The sequence below is a fragment of the Streptomyces sp. NPDC001606 genome, assembly GCF_053596835.1.
The window spans coordinates 93,841-110,520 of record NZ_JBSFHC010000004.1; the positions used below are offsets into that span (position 1 = coordinate 93,841).

At 71.9% G+C, this 16,680-nt stretch carries 13 protein-coding genes; 3 read left to right on the forward strand and 10 right to left on the reverse strand.

What is annotated here, in order from left to right:
• Nucleotides 1-116 precede the first annotated feature (116 nt).
• Nucleotides 117-1,178, forward strand: a complete 1,062-nt coding sequence (locus ACWCV9_RS10180) for a hypothetical protein (protein WP_450785375.1) — start codon at nt 117-119, stop codon at nt 1,176-1,178.
• Here ACWCV9_RS10180 and ACWCV9_RS10185 read toward each other — a convergent pair.
• A complete protein-coding gene (locus tag ACWCV9_RS10185) occupies nt 1,156-1,857 on the reverse strand; it encodes a hypothetical protein (RefSeq protein ID WP_450785377.1) in 702 nt (233 codons plus the stop codon). The two genes, ACWCV9_RS10180 and ACWCV9_RS10185, sit on opposite strands and share 23 nt — an antisense overlap.
• Before the next feature lie 49 nt (nt 1,858-1,906).
• Complete coding sequence (locus tag ACWCV9_RS10190) at nt 1,907-3,484, reverse strand: hypothetical protein (protein ID WP_450785379.1); 1,578 nt, start codon at nt 3,482-3,484, stop codon at nt 1,907-1,909.
• 157 nt (nt 3,485-3,641) lie between these two features.
• Here ACWCV9_RS10190 and ACWCV9_RS10195 point away from each other — a divergent pair, with 157 nt between their 5' ends.
• Nucleotides 3,642-4,505: a hypothetical protein gene (locus ACWCV9_RS10195; protein ID WP_450785381.1), complete on the forward strand. Its 864-nt coding sequence runs from the start codon at nt 3,642-3,644 to the stop codon at nt 4,503-4,505.
• A gap of 16 nt (nt 4,506-4,521) precedes the next feature.
• On the opposite strand, the gene ACWCV9_RS10200 is transcribed toward ACWCV9_RS10195, so the two are convergent.
• The 4 genes from ACWCV9_RS10200 to ACWCV9_RS10215 form a co-directional block, all read right to left on the reverse strand.
• Nucleotides 4,522-5,367 carry a hypothetical protein gene (locus ACWCV9_RS10200; protein ID WP_450785382.1) on the reverse strand — a complete coding sequence of 282 codons (846 nt, stop codon included), beginning with the start codon at nt 5,365-5,367 and terminating at the stop codon, nt 4,522-4,524.
• A gap of 169 nt (nt 5,368-5,536) precedes the next feature.
• Nucleotides 5,537-6,556 (reverse strand): TolB family protein, encoded by a 1,020-nt coding sequence (locus ACWCV9_RS10205; RefSeq protein WP_450785384.1) that lies wholly within the window; start codon nt 6,554-6,556, stop codon nt 5,537-5,539.
• Nucleotides 6,553-7,794 (reverse strand): MFS transporter, encoded by a 1,242-nt coding sequence (locus tag ACWCV9_RS10210; protein WP_450785386.1) that lies wholly within the window; start codon nt 7,792-7,794, stop codon nt 6,553-6,555. Before ACWCV9_RS10210 ends, ACWCV9_RS10205 begins: the two co-directional genes overlap by 4 nt.
• 1 nt (nt 7,795) lies before the next feature.
• A complete protein-coding gene (locus ACWCV9_RS10215) occupies nt 7,796-8,677 on the reverse strand; it encodes an alkaline phosphatase family protein (RefSeq protein WP_385845123.1) in 882 nt (293 codons plus the stop codon).
• A 311-nt stretch (nt 8,678-8,988) separates the two neighbouring features.
• Here ACWCV9_RS10215 and ACWCV9_RS10220 point away from each other — a divergent pair, with 311 nt between their 5' ends.
• Entirely contained in the window at nt 8,989-11,988 is a 3,000-nt protein-coding gene (locus tag ACWCV9_RS10220; protein ID WP_450785387.1) for a bifunctional [glutamine synthetase] adenylyltransferase/[glutamine synthetase]-adenylyl-L-tyrosine phosphorylase, read from the forward strand.
• On the opposite strand, the gene ACWCV9_RS10225 is transcribed toward ACWCV9_RS10220, so the two are convergent.
• The 4 genes from ACWCV9_RS10225 to ACWCV9_RS10240 all read right to left on the reverse strand — a co-directional run bounded on the left by ACWCV9_RS10225 (nt 11,976) and on the right by ACWCV9_RS10240 (nt 16,677).
• The gene (locus tag ACWCV9_RS10225; protein WP_450785389.1) at nt 11,976-12,845 is read right to left on the reverse strand and encodes a phosphatase PAP2 family protein; all 870 of its coding nucleotides are present in this window, start codon (nt 12,843-12,845) and stop codon (nt 11,976-11,978) included. The genes ACWCV9_RS10220 and ACWCV9_RS10225 overlap by 13 nt on opposite strands.
• A gap of 118 nt (nt 12,846-12,963) precedes the next feature.
• On the reverse strand, nt 12,964-13,998 hold the full coding sequence (locus tag ACWCV9_RS10230; RefSeq protein WP_450785390.1) for a LacI family DNA-binding transcriptional regulator: 1,035 nt from the start codon (nt 13,996-13,998) through the stop codon (nt 12,964-12,966).
• 25 nt (nt 13,999-14,023) lie between these two features.
• Nucleotides 14,024-15,676 (reverse strand): glycoside hydrolase family 13 protein, encoded by a 1,653-nt coding sequence (locus ACWCV9_RS10235; protein WP_450785392.1) that lies wholly within the window; start codon nt 15,674-15,676, stop codon nt 14,024-14,026.
• Nucleotides 15,677-15,765: 89 nt separating this feature from the next.
• Entirely contained in the window at nt 15,766-16,677 is a 912-nt protein-coding gene (locus ACWCV9_RS10240) for a sugar ABC transporter permease (RefSeq protein ID WP_450785393.1), read from the reverse strand.
• Between the last annotated feature and the right edge of the window lie 3 nt (nt 16,678-16,680).

Here is a 16,680-nt window from a genome sequence, read left to right on the forward strand (position 1 = left end):
CCGTGTGGCCGACCGCTCTGCGCGGCCGGCCACACGGCGTTTCGGCACGAGTGGCGTCAGCGCATGAGTGGGGCGAGGATGAAATGCGAGAGTAGAGGTGAACGAGGTCTTCCGAGATGCAGGAACGCGTCCCTGGCGCGGGCCCGGGACCTAACCGCTCGCTGACTGTCGTTTGCGTAGTCCTGGCGCTGGTACTGGTACTGGTCCTGGTCGGCCTGGCCTTTTACTACGGCTACGCTTCCCACCTGCTTGGTCAGGTGCTGATGGGGCTGGGGCTGGGAATTGCCATCGCCGCTTGGGCCGCCAGAAACGCCCGAAACTCTTTCTGGAGGCGATACTTCACTGTCTTCGTCCTCTTTGGTCTTACTGCAATTCTCTTCCTTGTTTCCGTTCGTATCAACCCTGAGATAGAAGCTCCGAAAGAACCCAAGTCGCCGAACGTCGTATTCGTGGTTGGCGATAAAGTCAGGGAGATGAAGACCCTTGACGTGTGGATGACGGTGAAGCTTGGCTATTCGGTTCCGGGTGAGCGGGCTCGGTACGACTGTGAACTCGTGCAGTTCCTGGGTGCAGCGGCCACGTCGGACCTTCAGTGGTCCGTCAGGGTTCACAACTCGCCTTCCGGTCGGGTCATGCATGAGCCTGAGGGTGACTTCCTTCATACATCCATGATTTCCCAGCCTGTGGATCCGTCGCTCAGCTATAGAACCTTCGTGCCAAATGGCGCTCTTTCGTCGTCGCCGGGTCGGCCGCCCAATCAGATTTCCATCTGCTGGCCGTCGTCCGAGCATCAGTTCCTCATTGAAGACGGAAGCAATGCTGCAATTTCGCTTTCAGGGGTCTATGTGGCTCAAGGTGACTCCATTGCCAAACTGCACGGGCCGCCGGTGAACGTGATAGCCGTGTTGAAAGGAGGTGACAGCGACTGGGTGTTGGACACGGGTCCGCCTCTTGCGAAGGGGAGCGGGGATGTGGTTCGCAAGTGGGAGTATCAAATTGACACGTGGGGACCTGTGTACATGCATTCTGTGGAGGCTCGGGCTCACAGTGTCGAAAAGGCGAGGGACGAGCACTTCGAGGAGTTCAACAGTGGTGTGCTCTTCGGTGTCGCCGCAGCCTCGTTGATTACCGCATGTACGGAGCTGTTCAACAGGCTTATGGCCCACGGCGACGGTTAGCGGAGCGGACAGTGGGGCGGGGGCCGGAGCGGATGCGGTGGAGCCAGTCCGGGGTGGCCAACAGCGCCAGGACGAGGACGCTCAGGGGGGCGAACGCGATGAGGGCTGCCACCACGGTCGATTGGATGAACTTGGCCGGGCCGGTGTCGACCAGATCGCCGGTGGCCGGGTTCATCCGGACCGTCAGGGTGTGGCCGTCCGGGTAGAGGTCCTTGGCGTGGCGTTCCTCCTCCCGGGGACGGCCCTGGAACGACCAGTGGTACTGGCAGCGGTACACCGTCGTGTCTCCCGAGGTGCCGCTGGTCAGCTCGCTGCATCCGTCGAGGGACGCGGTGACCGGCACGGTCGGGATGTGCGCGGCCCGCCAGTCGCGCACCGCATCCTGGGTCGCCCCCAGTGCGCCTGCCAGGAAGGCCAGCGCCGCCGCGGCGACGACGGCCGCCTCACGCGCCTCACGGCCGTCCCTGCCGCGGAAGGATCCGCGGTCCAGTACGAAGACCAGGACCGCGTACGCGCCGATAACAGCGAGATCCGCCACCCCGTCCTCCCACCCCGGCCCGGATCCCCACGGCCACAGCTGGAACCCGACCGCGCACGCCAGCCCGAGCGGCACCACCACCACACCGGCCCACGCCAGCACCCGGCCCACCGACCGGAGCCGGCCTCCCCCGACACTCATGAACCCCCCTGTCTCCTGCCAGCATGGCACCGACCGCCGGGTCTGCGCCCTACGCGCGCGCCTCCCGCCAGGTCATCACCTCGTCGGCGATGGCCCGTGCCCCGCCGGGGGCGATCTCCTCCAGGTCTTCGAGGACCACCGCCCAGCCGCCGAGCAAGACGGCGCGGGCGGCCAGCCTGCGGGCGCGGGCGGGCTCCGTCACGTCGACCAGGGCGGCCAGTGCACGGGCCCGTGTCCGGCCGTGTCGGATCGTGTGAGCGAGATCCTCGGCCCGCTCCGGCTCGCCCTGCCGGGCCAGCGCGACCACGACGTCGCTGAGCGCCTCCTCCCGCCCCCAGCGGTCGGGGATCGTGGGCACGAGGGCCTCGGCCCGGCCCGTCTCGCCCCGCCGGGCCAGCTCGCCGACGACGGCCATCAACGCCCGGCTCCGCGCCCAGCGGTCGGCGAAGGCGCGCGCGAGGGCCTCGGCCCGGTCCGTGTCCCCGGACCAGGCCAGTGCCTCCACGATCTCGGCCTTCCGTGCCGCCCTCAGGTCGGGCTCGACGATCCGGTCGGCCAGTGCCATGGCCCGCTCGACCTGCCCGTGCCGGGCCAGCAGCAAGGCCAGGGCCTCCCTCAGCGCGGCGCTGTCGACGTCCTCGTCGCAGCGGATCAGCGCTTCCGCCCGGTCGGCCAGGGCAACGGCCACCTCCCGGTCGGCGGTCTCGGCGACCGCCTCCAGCAGCTCGGGCACGATCCGCGCGTCGAAGGGCGGACGGGGCCGGGTGGGGATCGTCAGACACAGGACATCCGAGTCGGTGTCGTCCTCCGGCGGCGCCGGCGCCTTCGCGCGGGCCAGGCTGCGCAGCACGGCATCCAGCCGGTCCAGGTCACCGTTGCGGGCCTCGAAGGCCAGCACCGCCACCAGGAACGCGCGCTGTCCGACGCCCGTGCGGCCCTCGCACCGGATGAGGTCCTCCACCCGGTCGGCGAACGTGCCGGCCAGGACGTGGTCGCCGGCGGCGTGCGCGATCTCCATGGCCGTGACAAGCACCCGTCCCGTCTCCGCACCGCCGTCGGTGCACTCGACCGCTCTGGCGACGTACCCGAGCGCGGCGGGGAAGTCGCCGCCGTCCGCCACCGCCTTCGCCAGCCCGGCCCAGGCTTGCGGCCGGTTGTGCGGGTAGCGGACCGTCTCCACGAGGGCGGCGGCGCGCTCGGGTGCACCGGCGCGGGCCACCGCCGGGATGTGGGCGACCAAGGCGCAGTCCCGCAGCGAGCGGTCGGTCAGCGACTCGATGAGCGCCCGCGCGCCGTCCAGGTCTCCGGCCTCGCCCGCCGTCCGCACCAGCCGGATGAGACCCTCGTCCGACCGGGACCGGGACCGGGAGCGGCCCACGCCCGACCGGGCCAGCTCGACCGCCCGGGCGAGATGACCGGCGCGGACGAGCGCCGCCGCTAGGCCCACGCCGGCGCCGTCGGCCGCGTTCCGGTGCGCCGCCAGCCGCAGGACCGTCACCAGGCAGGGAACGGACCCGCTGCGCAGCAGGCCCCTGTCGCCGCTGCCCGGCGGAGCCGGGCCGAGGTGCTGGTCCCGCGCCCTCGTCCCGTACAGCCCTCGGCCCAGCTGGGCCAGTCCCTTCGGCACGCACACCCCCCTCGCCGCGCATGGCGGCCGCCACCTGGACCGAGACGATAGTCCGATGGTCGGACCGTCCACGGCTGTGCGCCGGAGGCCGGGAACGGCACGTGCCGCCCACCCCTCTTGCAGGGGGACCAGTGAGCGGCGACAGACAGGCGAGGCGATGCACCGACTCCGCAGGGCCGTGTGCGCGGCGCTTCTGCTGCCCCTCCTCGCGGCCGCACCGGCCGCGGCCGCACGGTCGCACGCATCGCTCCCGCTCGGCAGCGTCCGCTCGGTGCGGCCCGGTGACACCCTGGCGATCGAGGAGCGGCGGGGCGCCCTGGGCCGGTACGGCGACACCCTCAACTCGCGCGCGTTTCTCGCGCCGGGAACGCTGCGCATGAGGGACCCGCTGCTGACCACCACCGTCACCATCGCCTGCGACACCCGCCCGGGCACCTACCCGGTGGTGCTGAGGGGCGCCGGGGACGTGGGACCGGACGAGACCCCCTTCGTCTGGGCACGCGTGCGCGTGGCGCCCGCCGATGCCTCCGCACGCCGCGCCTGCCGTACCGAGGTGGCCCGCCTGCCCAAGCCCGCCCTGGAGGAGCGCTGGGCGCCGGACGACCCCTGGCCCCAGTCCGTGTGGGACGTGCGCACCTTCCGGGCCGGCAGCCGGATCACCCTCACGGACAACGACGACGAGGGCGCGGACGGCGACATCATCCTCACCTCCCGCGCCTTCACCGACCGTCCCGTGCTGCGCGGAGCCAAGGCCGTCCTGACCGCCACCACCACCCTCACCTGCGACGCGTCCCCCGGCCTCTACGTCGTCTACCGGCACGACTCCCGGCTGGACGAGCCCGCCCGACCCTGGGCCCGGCTGCGCATCACCGCCGCCGACCACTGCACCGCCGCACCCTCCTCCGTCGGCGCCGCGACCTGGACCACGGCCGCCCTGCTCCTCGCCGCCGCGGCGGCAACAGCCCTCGCCCTGCGCGCCCGCACCCGCCGCCGATCCGGCCCCGGCACCGGAGCGGCGTAACGGATCCCGGCAGCCCTCAGGAGATGTCGTCGTCCAGGCTCGGATCGGCGCGGAACTTCTTCGTGATCTTGGGCATCTTCTCGCCGGGCGACCGCCGCAGGAGTTTCATGGGACGGCCCTCGACCCATGCGTTCCAGGCCTTGAGGTAGTACAGGAGGTGCTCGCGGGAGTCGTCCTTCCGGCGGTACCGCTGGCCGGCCGCCATGCCGAGCAGGGTGTTCCGCAGCGTCAGCCGGGGGTCCGACTCGCCGAGACCCGCACCGCTCAGCAGACCCTCGTACCACGGCGCCTGATCGACGTCCGGACGCTCGCGCGAGGTGACGTACCAGCCGATCGACGCCGCCGTGACCGTCACCTTGGTCGCCCGGTTCAGGGCCATGCCACGGGAGATCGCGTCGCGCATGTCGGGGTGCTGCTCGAGGATGGTCAGCAGCTGGTCGTTGGAGATCAGCGCCGAGCCTCCCGACCAGGAGGCGTCGGGGGAGGACAGGTACAGCTGGAGGCCGCGCAGCGCGGCGGCCAGGTGCGTGCTGTTCTGCTCACCCGCGAGGGCGAGCGCGTCGCGTCCGGTCCGCTTGCGTCCCGTGTCCATCACGGTGAAGGCGGCCCTCGGCACGCCATAGGCGATCAGCATCTGCACCGGCAGACCGGCCTTGGCGACCGCGTGCAGGCGATGCTGGCCGTCGACCAGCTGGCCATCCTCGTCGAACGCGATGCCCTGGTGCGTCAGCTTCCACTCGCCCCGCTCGATCGCCTTCGTCAGCTGGGTGACCGTCTGCCGGCTCAGCGGGCGGTTGGCGATGTTCGCCTTCAGCCACTCCTCGGCCAGTTCGGGCGTGACCGTACGTACTTCCGTGCGCAATGCGGCTCCAGACACCGGTTCAGGGCATGCGAGCCCGCCTCAAACACCCATGAAGCAGGCCTAGTTGAGCGATGGTAACGCGGTGTCAGTCAATCGGGCGACGTGCGCACGTGAGGCATGGCGCAGGAGCGCATAGCGGGGCCTACACGTGCGGCCCGCCGGGGACCGGTCAGCGGGGGAACGCGGCGGACACCGCGGCCGTACTGATCCTGTGCGCACGCCCCGACCCGTCCGCCGGTACCTCGTACAGATCCGCGCCGTAGTCCCCGGGCAGCGCGTACACGATGTCGTGGTCGTCCTTCCACACCGCCTGGTCGTCGACGCTGCGCCGCTCGGCCAGCGGTGTTTCGCGCCATGTGCGCAGGTCGAGCACGTACAGCCGCCAGGGAGCGTCCTTGGGCAGGCCCTTCACCCGCTTCTTGTAGGCGATCCGTGTGCCGTCCGGCGACAGCGAGGGGCACTCGACGTTCTCGTGCACCGTGGTGAGCGTGCGGCTCCGCAGATCCCCCCGCACCAGATACGTACGCCCCTTCGTCGCCAGCGTGGCATAGAAGGTGCGGTCGTCCGCGGCGAAGGTCACGCCCCAGAAGTTGACGTCCGCCGCCCGGTAGGGACGGCCGTCCTTCACGATCCGGAAGTCCTCCAGGGTCGGAATCAGCGTCCCGCTGCGGGTGTCCACGATCGCCGCGCGTGTGGAGAAGTTCGTCCCGGCGTACGAGTCACCGCCCACGAACGCCGTCCAGGCGGCGAAGTGCCCGGTGGGGGAGACCCGGGCGCGCGACGGGATGCCCGGCACGTCATAGCGGTGCAGGGTCCGCAGACGCGCGTCCAGGACCAGCGCACGATAGGTGTCCGAGACCGGCCCGTGCACCGCCTGGAGACACACGCCGGTCCCCGAAGCCGCGTAGAAGCGCAGGCACTTGAGCCCGGAGGCGGTACGTGCCCCCGCCGGATCGCCGGCCGGGACGGACACCACCTCGTCCCGGTGCGGCCCCCACGCCATACTGCGGAACAGCATGCGCCCGGCCTGTGTCAGCGTCACCGTGCCCGGGCTGACGCGCGGCCCGCCGGCCTGCACCTGATCACGTCGTTCCGCCCGGGCCGAGGCATGCAGCACGGCCGCCACCCCGACCGCCGCCAGCAGGACGACGGCCGAGACCAGAACCAGAACCCGCGCACGGACAGTCACACGACGCCTTTCGGACGCAGACGGAAGGAGAAGAACGCGCACGTGGCCAGCGCCACCGTCGCGCCGGCCAGCGCGGCCCGGTCGCCCCACACCGTCCAGGCCGCGCCGAACAGCAGTGAGCAGGCGAAACGGGCCCCCGCCTGCCCGGTCTGCACCAGGGCCAGCCCGGACGAGCGCAAGCCCTCCGGCACCCCGTCCGAGGCCGCGGCCATCAGCACCCCGTCGGTCGCCGCGTAGAAGCAGCCGTGCAGCGCCAGCACCACGAACGGCAGCGCGGCCCCCCGCCACGACGTGAGCAGCAGCCCGTACGCGACCAGCAGCGCCCCATGGCCGGCGAGGAACACCCGCCACCGCCCGACCCGGTCCGCGAACCGCCCGAGCGGCACCGCGAGCAACAGGAACGCGGCCGCCGTACCCAGCGGCAACAGCGCGAACCACCGGTCCGGAACCCCGAGCCGGCGCTGCAACAGCAGGTACACGAACGAGTCGCTCACCGTGGCCAGCCCCAGCAGCAGCGCACACACGCCGACCCGCCGCAGCGCCCGCCCGCGCAGCAGTCCCACGGCTCCCCGCAGCGTGGGCCGCTGCACGGGCACCGCACCGCCCCGGCCGCCCGGCACGAACAGCACCAGCACCAGGACACCCAGCACGGCCACGCAGAAGCTGACCGTGAACACGGCGTCGTACCCGTCCACGGCGGCCCGCAGGATCAGGAACGCCACCAGCGGACCGCACAGGGCGCCCGCGGTGTCCATGGCCCGGTGCACCCCGAACGCCCGCCCCCGCGACTCGGCCGGAGCCGACAGCGAGATGAGCGCGTCCCGCGGAGCGGTGCGCAGCCCCTTCCCCGTCCGGTCCAGCGCCAGCACCAGCCCGATCGGGGTCAGCGAGTGAGCCACCAGCAGCAACGGCTTGCACACCGCCGACAGCGCGTAACCGGCACCGGCGACCCACTTGTGCCGCCCACCGCCCCGGTCGGCGAGATGCCCGCCCGCGAGCCGTACGAGCGCCGAGAACCCGTTGTACACACCGTCCAGCACCCCGAACCCCAGCGGGGACAGGCCCAACCCGCTGACCAGGTACAACGGCAGTACGGCCGTGACCATCTCGGACGACACGTCCGTGATCAGGCTGACCGCCCCGAGAGCGAGAACGGCAGGGGCGACCGCCGCCCGGCGCCGCCCGGCCACCGGCCGGACGGCGCCATCGGCGGACGCGCGACTGTCCGCTACGTACACGTCAGGACGCCCAGATACCCGTGATGTCCTGCGCCGAGCCCGCGTTGCCCGCGTGCGTGCCCGTCCCCTCCATGTCCTCCAGGGTGCGCAGCAGGTTGTAGTGGTTGTACGTCGTGGAACTGGTCGACCCGGGCGTGACCGGCTGCCCGTAGAACACGGTCGGGATCCGGTTGCCGCTCAGCCGGTTGTCCTCGTCGAACGTGACGGCCAGCAGACTGTTGTGCGTCTTGGCCCAGGTGGCATAGGCGCCGAGGTTGTTCTTCAGCCATGTGTCGCCGGTGGCGACGGAGCAGTCGTGCATGTCGTCGCAGAGGTTGGGCACCACGAACGACACCTGCGGCAGCGTCGAGTAGTCCGTGGGGAACTCCGCGAACGTCTTCGCGGTCGAGGTCGGGACATTGCTGAAGCCGAACCACGGGTTGTGCTTCTGGGCGTAATTGCCGCTGCTGCACACGGTCGACCCGTCACTGGGCAGCGACTCGTTGTAGCTGGCCCAGCTCTTCCCGGCGGCGATCACCTCGGAGGCGAGGTTGGGGGCCGAGGAGAACCCGGGGGTCACACAGCTGTCGTCGGTGATGCCCTGGGTGGAGCCCGAGAACATCGCGTAGTAGTTCGGCTGGCTGGGGTGGGTCTCGGCGTACGACTGGCTCAGACTGGCACCACCGGACTTCAGCGAGTTGATGTACGGCGCGCTGGAGGAGCCGATGACCTGGCTGTACGCGTGGTTCTCGAAGACCACGACGACCACGTGGTCCGGGGTGGGCACGGCGCCCGCGGCGTGCGCGGACCCCAGCCCCGTCCACAGCCCGGTCGCGGCCGCGGCGAGGGCCACTGCGGACGCCGCGACGGTACGGGCTCGGCGGTACACGGAACTGCCGGACACATCAACCTCCGGTTGGAAGAGGGCTGGCGGTGCGGACAGAGCATGCACACGTCAACATTCCCGGGTGCCACGTGAGCCAACCGCGCGGGTGAAGAGCCGATGAACGGTGAGTGCGGCCGCGCACGGCACCGACTCGGAACGGCCCGATGGCGGCTCCCACACCACCATGCACCCGCACAGGCCGCCGCAGGCATGGAAACCACCACCTGCACCCAGCCACCACCCCAGCCCTCCGCCCGCCCAGGCCACCCCGCCACCCCTCCGGTTAGGCTCTGGCCAGGACGAACCCGATCCGAGGGGAGACCACGGAGATGACGCCGGGCCGCAGAAGCAGCACCTTCACCCGCCTGCTCCGGCACGGCTTCACCGACCCCTCCGCCGCCGAGCGCCTGCTGGACGGCCCCGAGCTGGCCCCGGTCCGCAACGACCCCGTCCTGCTGGAAGCCCTGGGCGCCACCGCCGACCCCGACCTCGCCCTGCACGGCCTGGTCCGCCTCCTGGAGGCCCAGCCCTCCACCGCCGTCCACCGCGAACTGCTGGACACCCTCATCGCGGCCAAGCCCCTCCGCGACCGCCTCCTCGGCGTCCTGGGCGCCTCCGCCGCCCTCGCCGACCACCTGGCCCGGCACCCCACCGACTGGCGCGCCCTGGTCACCTACGAGCCCCAGGACCTGCATCCGGGCCTTGCCGAGTTCGAGCGGGGCCTGGCCGAGGCCACCGACCCGGTCTCCCTCCGTGTCGCCTACCGCCGCTGCCTGCTGTCCATCGCCGCGCGGGACGTCTGCGGCACGACGGACACCGCGCAGACCGCGGCGGAACTGGCCGACCTGGCCACCGCCACCCTCCGCAGGGCCCTCGCGATCGCCCGGCAGGCCGCCCCGGCCGACGCCGCGGCCTGCCGCCTCGCGGTGATCGGGATGGGCAAGTGCGGCGGGCACGAGCTGAACTACGTCTCGGACGTCGACGTGATCTTCGTGGCGGAGGCGGCGGGGGACGCCACCGAGACCCAGGCCCTGAGATCGGCCACCAAACTGGCCTCGCATCTCATGCGGATCTGCTCCGAGAGCACGGTCGAGGGCTCGATCTGGCCGGTGGACGCCAACCTGCGCCCCGAGGGCCGCAACGGCCCCCTCGTCCGCACCCTCTCCTCCCACCTCGCCTACTACCAGCGCTGGGCGAAGACCTGGGAGTTCCAGGCCCTGCTCAAGGCCCGCCCGGTGGCCGGCGACCCCGACCTCGGCCAGGCGTACCTGGACGCCCTGCACCCCCTGGTCTGGAAGGCGGCCGAACGGGAGAACTTCGTACCGGACGTGCAGAAGATGCGCCGGCGCGTCGTGGAGAACATCCCCGCGGCCGAGGTCGACCGCGAGCTGAAGCTGGGCCCGGGCGGCCTCCGGGACGTCGAGTTCGCGGTCCAGCTCCTCCAGCTGGTGCACGGCCGCACCGACCACACGCTGCGCAGCGGCACCACTCTGAACGCCCTCCAGGCGCTCGCCGCGGGCGGCTACGTGGGCCGCGAGGACGCCGCCCGGCTGGACGAGGCGTACCGCTTCCTGCGCACCATGGAGCACCGCATCCAGCTGTACCGGCTGCGCCGCACCCACCTGGTCCCCGAGGCCGAGGCCGACCTGCGCCGCCTGGGCCGCTCGCTGAACCTGCGCACGGACCCGGTGGCCGAGCTGACCCGCGAGTGGAAGCGGCACACCACGGTCGTACGGCGGCTGCACGAGAAGCTCTTCTACCGCCCGCTGCTCGACGCGGTCGCCCAACTCGCCCCGGGCGAGACCCGGCTGAGCCCGGAGGCGGCCCGTGAACGCCTCGTCGCCCTCGGTTACGCGGACCCGGCCTCCGCCCTGCGCCACCTGGAGGCCCTCGCCTCCGGGGTGACCCGCAAGGCGGCGATCCAGCGCACCCTGCTGCCGGTCCTGCTCGGCTGGTTCGCCGACTCGGCGGACCCGGACGCCGGGCTGCTCAACTTCCGCAAGGTCTCCGACGCGCTCGGCAAGACCCCCTGGTACCTGCGGCTGCTGCGGGACGAGGGCGCGGCCGCCGAGAACCTGGCCCGGGTCCTGTCGGCCGGCCGCCTCGCCCCCGACCTGCTGATGCGCGCCCCGGAGGCGGTGGCGCTGCTCGGCGACGGCGACGGCCGGGGCGGCGGCCTCGCACCGCGGGAACGCGCCCACCTGGAACAGGAGGTCCTGGCGGCGGTGGGCCGCGCGGACAACGCCCGGCAGGGCGTCACCGCGGCCCGTGGCGTGCGCCGCCGGGAGCTGTTCCGCACCGCCGCCGCGGACATCGTGGCGTCCTACGGCACGGAGACCAGCCCCGTGGAGGCCGACCAGGGCGCCCTGGTGGACCGGGTCGGCACGGCGGTCTCCGACCTCACCGCGGCCACCCTGGCGGGCGCCCTGCGCGCGGTGGTGCGGGACAGCTGGGGCGACACGCTCCCCACCCGGTTCGCGATCATAGGAATGGGCCGGTTCGGCGGCGGCGAGCTGGGGTACGGCTCCGACGCCGACGTCCTCTTCGTGCACGAGCCGAGGGACGGCGTCGACGAGCAGGAGGCGGCCGCCGCGGCCAACAAGGTCGTGGAGGAGATGCGCCGGCTGCTCCAGCTGCCCAGCACCGACCCGCCGCTGCTGATCGACGCCGGTCTGCGCCCGGAGGGCAAGTCGGGGCCCCTGGTGCGCACCCTGAAGTCGTACGAGGCCTACTACCGCCGCTGGTCCCTGGTCTGGGAGTCGCAGGCGCTGCTGCGGGCCGAGCCGGTGGCCGGCGACGAGGACCTGGCCCGCCGCTTCATCGAGCTGATCGACCCGCTGCGCTATCCGCCGCGCGGTCTGGAGGACGACGCCGTCCGCGAGATCCGCCGGCTCAAGGCCCGTATGGAGTCCGAGCGGCTGCCGCGCGGCGCCGATCCCAAGCTGCACACCAAGCTCGGCCCCGGCGGCCTGTCGGACGTGGAGTGGACCGTCCAGCTGCTCCAGCTGCGGCACGCCCACGAGGTGCCCGGCCTGCGCACCACCCGCACCCGCCCGGCCCTGGCCGCGGCGCAGGCGGCGGGGCTGCTGGACGCCGACGACGCGGCCGTGCTGGACGAGGCCTGGGTGCTGGCCACCCGGGTGCGCAACGCGGTGATGCTGGTCCGCGGCCGGGCCGGCGACACCTTCCCGACCGAGCCGCGCGAGCTGGCCGCCGTGGGCCGCTACCTGGGCTACGGCGCCGGACACGCCGGCGACATGCTGGACGCCTACCGCCGTACCACCCGCAGGGCCCGCACGGTCGTCCAGGAGCTGTTCTACGAGGGCTGAGCGGCCCGGACCGGCTCCCGCTCCGGCCCCGGCTGCGGCACCCGGCGCGGCAGCCGGCAGGGCAGCGCGCCGTACCAGACCCGGGCCACCGCGACCCCGAAGGAGAGACAGAGCATCCCGCCCACCGCGTCCAGCCAGAAGTGGTTGGCCGTGGCGACGATGACCGCGAGCGTCGCCGCCGGATACAGCAGCCCCAGCACCCGCACCCACGGCACCGAGGCCAGCAGGAAGACGGTCAGCCCGCACCACAGCGACCAGCCGATGTGCATGGACGGCATGGCCGCGTACTGGTTGGACATGTGCTTGAGGTCGCCGGAGGCCATCGAGCCCCAGGTGTGGTGGATCATCACGGTGTCCACGAAGGCCCCGCCGCGCATCAGCCGGGGCGGGGCGAGCGGGAACAGGTAGTAACCGACGAGCGCGACGCCCGTGGTGGCGAACAGCGCCAGCCGGGTCGCCGCGTACCGCCCGGGATGCCACCGGAAGAGCCACACCAGCACCCCGAGCGTGATGGCGAAGTGCAGCGTGGCGTAGTAGTAGTTCATCCCGATGATCAGCCAAGTCACCGAGTTCAGCGCATGGTTGACCGACTGCTCCACGGCGATGCCCAGATGGTGCTCGGTGCGCCAGATCCAGTCGGCGTTGCGCAGCGCCTCGGCCCGCTGCTCGGGGACCGCGTTGCGGATCAGCGAGTACGTCCAGTAACTCACCGCGATCAGAAGGATCTCGAACCACAGCCGGGGCCGCCGCAGCCGTCGCAGCCGGCGCAGCGGTCCCCTTCCGGCCTCGCCCGTGACGGCCCGCGGAAGGGGCAGCTCCTCGCGACCTTCCGACGCTGTCACGGTCGAGTCACTCATAGGCATCAAGTCTGCCAGAAAAGACTTCTCCGACAGATCATCCCAAGCCCGGGTCCATCCCGCACGTCCTGTGGCAGACCCTGATGTCCTACGACGTCCTACGACAGAACGGACATCCTTACGAGGCTCGCACCCCGTGCGGCGCCGAGGCCGTGGAGCCCCGCACCACCAGTTCGGGCATGAACACGAACTCGCTGTGCGGCGCCGGCGTCCCCCCGATCTCCTCCAGCAGCGTGCGCACCGCCGCCTGGCCCATGGCCGGCACCGGCTTGCGGACCGTGGTCAGCGGCGGGTCGGTGAACGCGATCAGCGGGGAGTCGTCGAAGCCGACCACCGAGATGTCCCGCGGCACCTCGAGGCCCTGCTGCCGGGCCGCGCGTATCGCCCCCAGGGCCATCATGTCGCTGGCGCAGACCACCGCGGTGCAGTCCCGCCCGATCAGCGCCATCGCGGCCGCCTGACCACCCTCCAGCGTGTACAGCGAGTGCTGGATCAGCTCCGACTCGACCGTCTCGGGCGCGAAGCCCAGCTGGTCGTGCATGGCCCGCACGAAACCGTCGATCTTCCGCTGCACCGGCACGAACCGCTTCGGCCCGAGGGCCAGCCCGATCCGGGCGTGGCCCAGCGACACCAGATGCGTCACCGCGAGCGTCATCGCGGCCCGGTCGTCGGGCGAGATGAACGGCGCCTGCACCTTCGGCGAGAACCCGTCCACGAGGACGAACGGCACGCCCTGCGCCCGCAGCCGCTCATAGCGCTGCATGTCGGCGGTGGTGTCCGCGTGCAGCCCGGACACATAGATGATCCCGGCGACCCCGCGGTCCACCAGCATCTCGGTCAGCTCGTCCTCCGTCGACCCGCCGGGGGTCTGGGTGGCGAGCACCGGCGTGTAGCCCTGGCGGGTCAGCGCCTGTCCGATGACCTGGGCCAGGGCCGGGAATATCGGGTTCTCCAGCTCCGGCGTGATCAGCCCCACCAGTCCCTCGCTGCGCTGCCGCAGCCGTACCGGGCGCTCATAGCCCAGGACGTCGAGCGCGGCGAGCACGGACTGGCGGGTGGTGGCGGCGACGCCCGGCTTCCCGTTGAGGACCCGGCTGACGGTCGCTTCGCTCACCCCCGCCTGCGCAGCGATGTCGGCAAGCCGTGTGGTCACAGTGTTGGACTGTACCGGCCGCATCTCAGACTGCCCACCAGATGGTGCAGTCCGCGGGCAGTTCCGTGCTCGCGGCGCCCGGCTGGACGTCGGCGCTGGCGAGCAGCAGGGTGCCCGGCGTCGGGACCACGACCGGCGCGGCGGTGAGGTTGACCGTGCAGACGAAGGAGCCCTCGGCGGTGTCGCGGCGGAAGGCCAGCACCCCCTCGGGGGTCTCCAGCCAGGTGATCTCGCGGCCCGCGCCGAGCGCCGGGTGCTCGCGCCGTACGGCGAGCGCGCTGCGGTAGAACTCCAGCGTGGAGGTGGGGTCGCCCTCCTGCGCCTCGACGGTCAGGTGCTTCCAGTCCGCGGGCTGCGGCAGCCAGCTGGGGCCGCCCGCGACCGGACCGAAGCCGAACGGCGGCTCCTGCCCGGACCACGGCAGCGGCACCCGGCAGCCGTCGCGCGTGCCGTCCTGGCCGGAGCTGCGGAAGAACGCCGGGTCCTGGCGGACCTCGTCGGGCAGGTCGACGACCTCGGGCAGACCGAGTTCCTCACCCTGGTAGAGGTAGGCCGAGCCGGGCAGCGCCAGCATCAGCAGCGTCGCCGCGCGGGCCCGGCGCAGACCGTGCGCCTCGTCCCCGTCCGCGAGCCGCGTGACATGCCGGACCACGTCGTGGTTGGACAGCACCCAGGTGGCGGGCGCGGACACGGCGTTGACGGCGCTCAGCGAGCGGTCGATGACATCGCGCAGGCCGGCCGCGTCCCACTCGGTGGTCAGGTAGGAGAAGTTGAAGGCCTGGTGCAGCTCGTCCGGGCGGACGTACAGGGCGCTGCGCTCCACCGTCGGCGTCCACGCCTCGGCGACCGCGATGCGCTCGCTGCCCTGGTACTCGTCCAGGATGCGCCGCCAACCCCGGTAGATCTCGTGCACGCCGTCCTGGTCGAAGTAGGGCATCGCCTCGGTGCCCAGCAGCTTGACCTGCTCCTCGTGGCCGATGTCCGGCAGACCGGGCGCCTTCACCAGGCCGTGCGCGACGTCGATGCGGAAGCCGTCGACCCCGAGGTCCAGCCAGAACCGCAGGATGGAGCGGAACTCGTCGTGCACCGCGGGGTGGTCCCAGTTGAAGTCGGGCTGCTCCGGCGCGAACAGGTGCAGGTACCACTCGCCGTCCGGGACCCGGGTCCAGGCCGGGCCGCCGAAGATCGACTCCCAGTCGTTGGGCGGCAGTTCGCCGTCCACGCCCTTGCCGGGCCGGAAGTGGAAGCGCTCCCGGAGCGGCGAGCCGGGACCCTCGCGCAGCGCCTGCTTGAACCACTCGTGCTGGTCGGAGCAGTGGTTGGGGACGACGTCCACGATGACCTTCAGGCCCAGGGCGTGCGCGTCGCGGACCAGGTCGTCGGCGTCGGTGAGGGTGCCGAACATCGGGTCCACGGCCCGGTAGTCGGCGACGTCGTAGCCGGCGTCCGCCTGCGGGGAGGCGTAGAACGGCGACAGCCAGACGGCGTCCACCCCCAGCTTCTTCAGGTACGGCAGCCGGGAGCGGATGCCGGGCAGATCGCCCATGCCGTCGCCGTTGCCGTCGGCGAAACTGCGCGGATAGACCTGGTAGATGACCGCGTCGCGCCACCACTCCCGGCGCCCGGAGGCGGCGGGGGAGGCGTCGGTGGGGACTGCGTCGGTGACGTGCTGGGTCATGGATTCCCTTAAGGATGCGGGGGGAACGACAGAAGCGCTTGCAGACGAGTGCGGGCCGGGCGGGGTCGCCGCCCGGCCGGGGCCGGCGGTCAGGACTTGGTACCGCCGGCGGTGAGCCCGGAGACCAGGCTGCGCTGCACGAGGAGGAAGACGATGGCCGCCGGGACGGTGATGATGATCGCCGTGGCCGAGGTCCACGCCCAGTCGGGCCGCTGGTCCTGTGCGAAGGTGCGGATGCCGACCGCCAGCGTGTAGTGGTCGGACTGCATGAACTGGGTGGCGTAGGCGACCTCGCCCCAGGCGGTGAGGAAGCTGTAGAACGCGGTGACCGCCAGCCCCGGCCGGGCCAGCGGCACGATCAGCCGCCAGAAGGTGCCGAACGGGGTGAGGCCGTCCACCCGGCCCGCCTCGTCGATCTCCTTGGGGATGGTGTCGAAGTAGCCCTTCATCATCCAGGCGCAGAACGGCACCGCGGTGGTCGCGTAGGCGAGTATCAGGCCGAGGTAGTTGTCCAGCAGGTCCAGGTCGGACATCAGCAGGTACAGCGGCACGATCAGCACGATGGAGGGGAACATCTGGGTGACCAGGAAGGTCCACATCAGCTGCTTGCTGCCGGGGAACCTCATCCGGGACACCGCGTAGCCGGCGGTCGCCGCGAGGAAGACACCGAGCACGGTGGTGCCGCCCGCCACGATGACGGTGTTGAGGAACCACTTCGGCAGGTCCGAGTGGGACAGCACATCGGCGTAGTTGTGGAAGCTCAGGTCCTTGAACACCTCGCTGGGCTGCTGCCAGGCGGTCTTCGGGCCCAGCGAGATGAAGAAGATCCACACCACCGGGAAGGCGGCGATCACGGCCGCGAGGATCAGCGTGGCGTGCAGGGCGACGGAGGCCCCCAGGCTGCGCTCCTCCCGGCCGCGCACCTTGCGGGCGCGGGGGGCGGCGGCGGGTTCGGCGGCGGAGCGGGCGGCGGCGGCCGTCTCGTGCGTGGCTGCGGTCATGAC

Bases quoted from the DNA above. Each gene is read 5' to 3' on its own strand.
- ACWCV9_RS10220 (WP_450785387.1), top strand. From the start codon at position 8,989: ATGACGCCGGGCCGCAGAAGCAGCACCTTCACCCGCCTGCTCCGGCAC.
- ACWCV9_RS10225 (WP_450785389.1), bottom strand. From the start codon at position 12,845: ATGAGTGACTCGACCGTGACAGCGTCGGAAGGTCGCGAGGAGCTGCCC.
- ACWCV9_RS10185 (WP_450785377.1), bottom strand. From the start codon at position 1,857: ATGAGTGTCGGGGGAGGCCGGCTCCGGTCGGTGGGCCGGGTGCTGGCG.
- ACWCV9_RS10240 (WP_450785393.1), bottom strand. From the start codon at position 16,677: ATGACCGCAGCCACGCACGAGACGGCCGCCGCCGCCCGCTCCGCCGCC.
- ACWCV9_RS10195 (WP_450785381.1), top strand. From the start codon at position 3,642: ATGCACCGACTCCGCAGGGCCGTGTGCGCGGCGCTTCTGCTGCCCCTC.
- ACWCV9_RS10235 (WP_450785392.1), bottom strand. From the start codon at position 15,676: ATGACCCAGCACGTCACCGACGCAGTCCCCACCGACGCCTCCCCCGCC.
- ACWCV9_RS10180 (WP_450785375.1), top strand. From the start codon at position 117: ATGCAGGAACGCGTCCCTGGCGCGGGCCCGGGACCTAACCGCTCGCTG.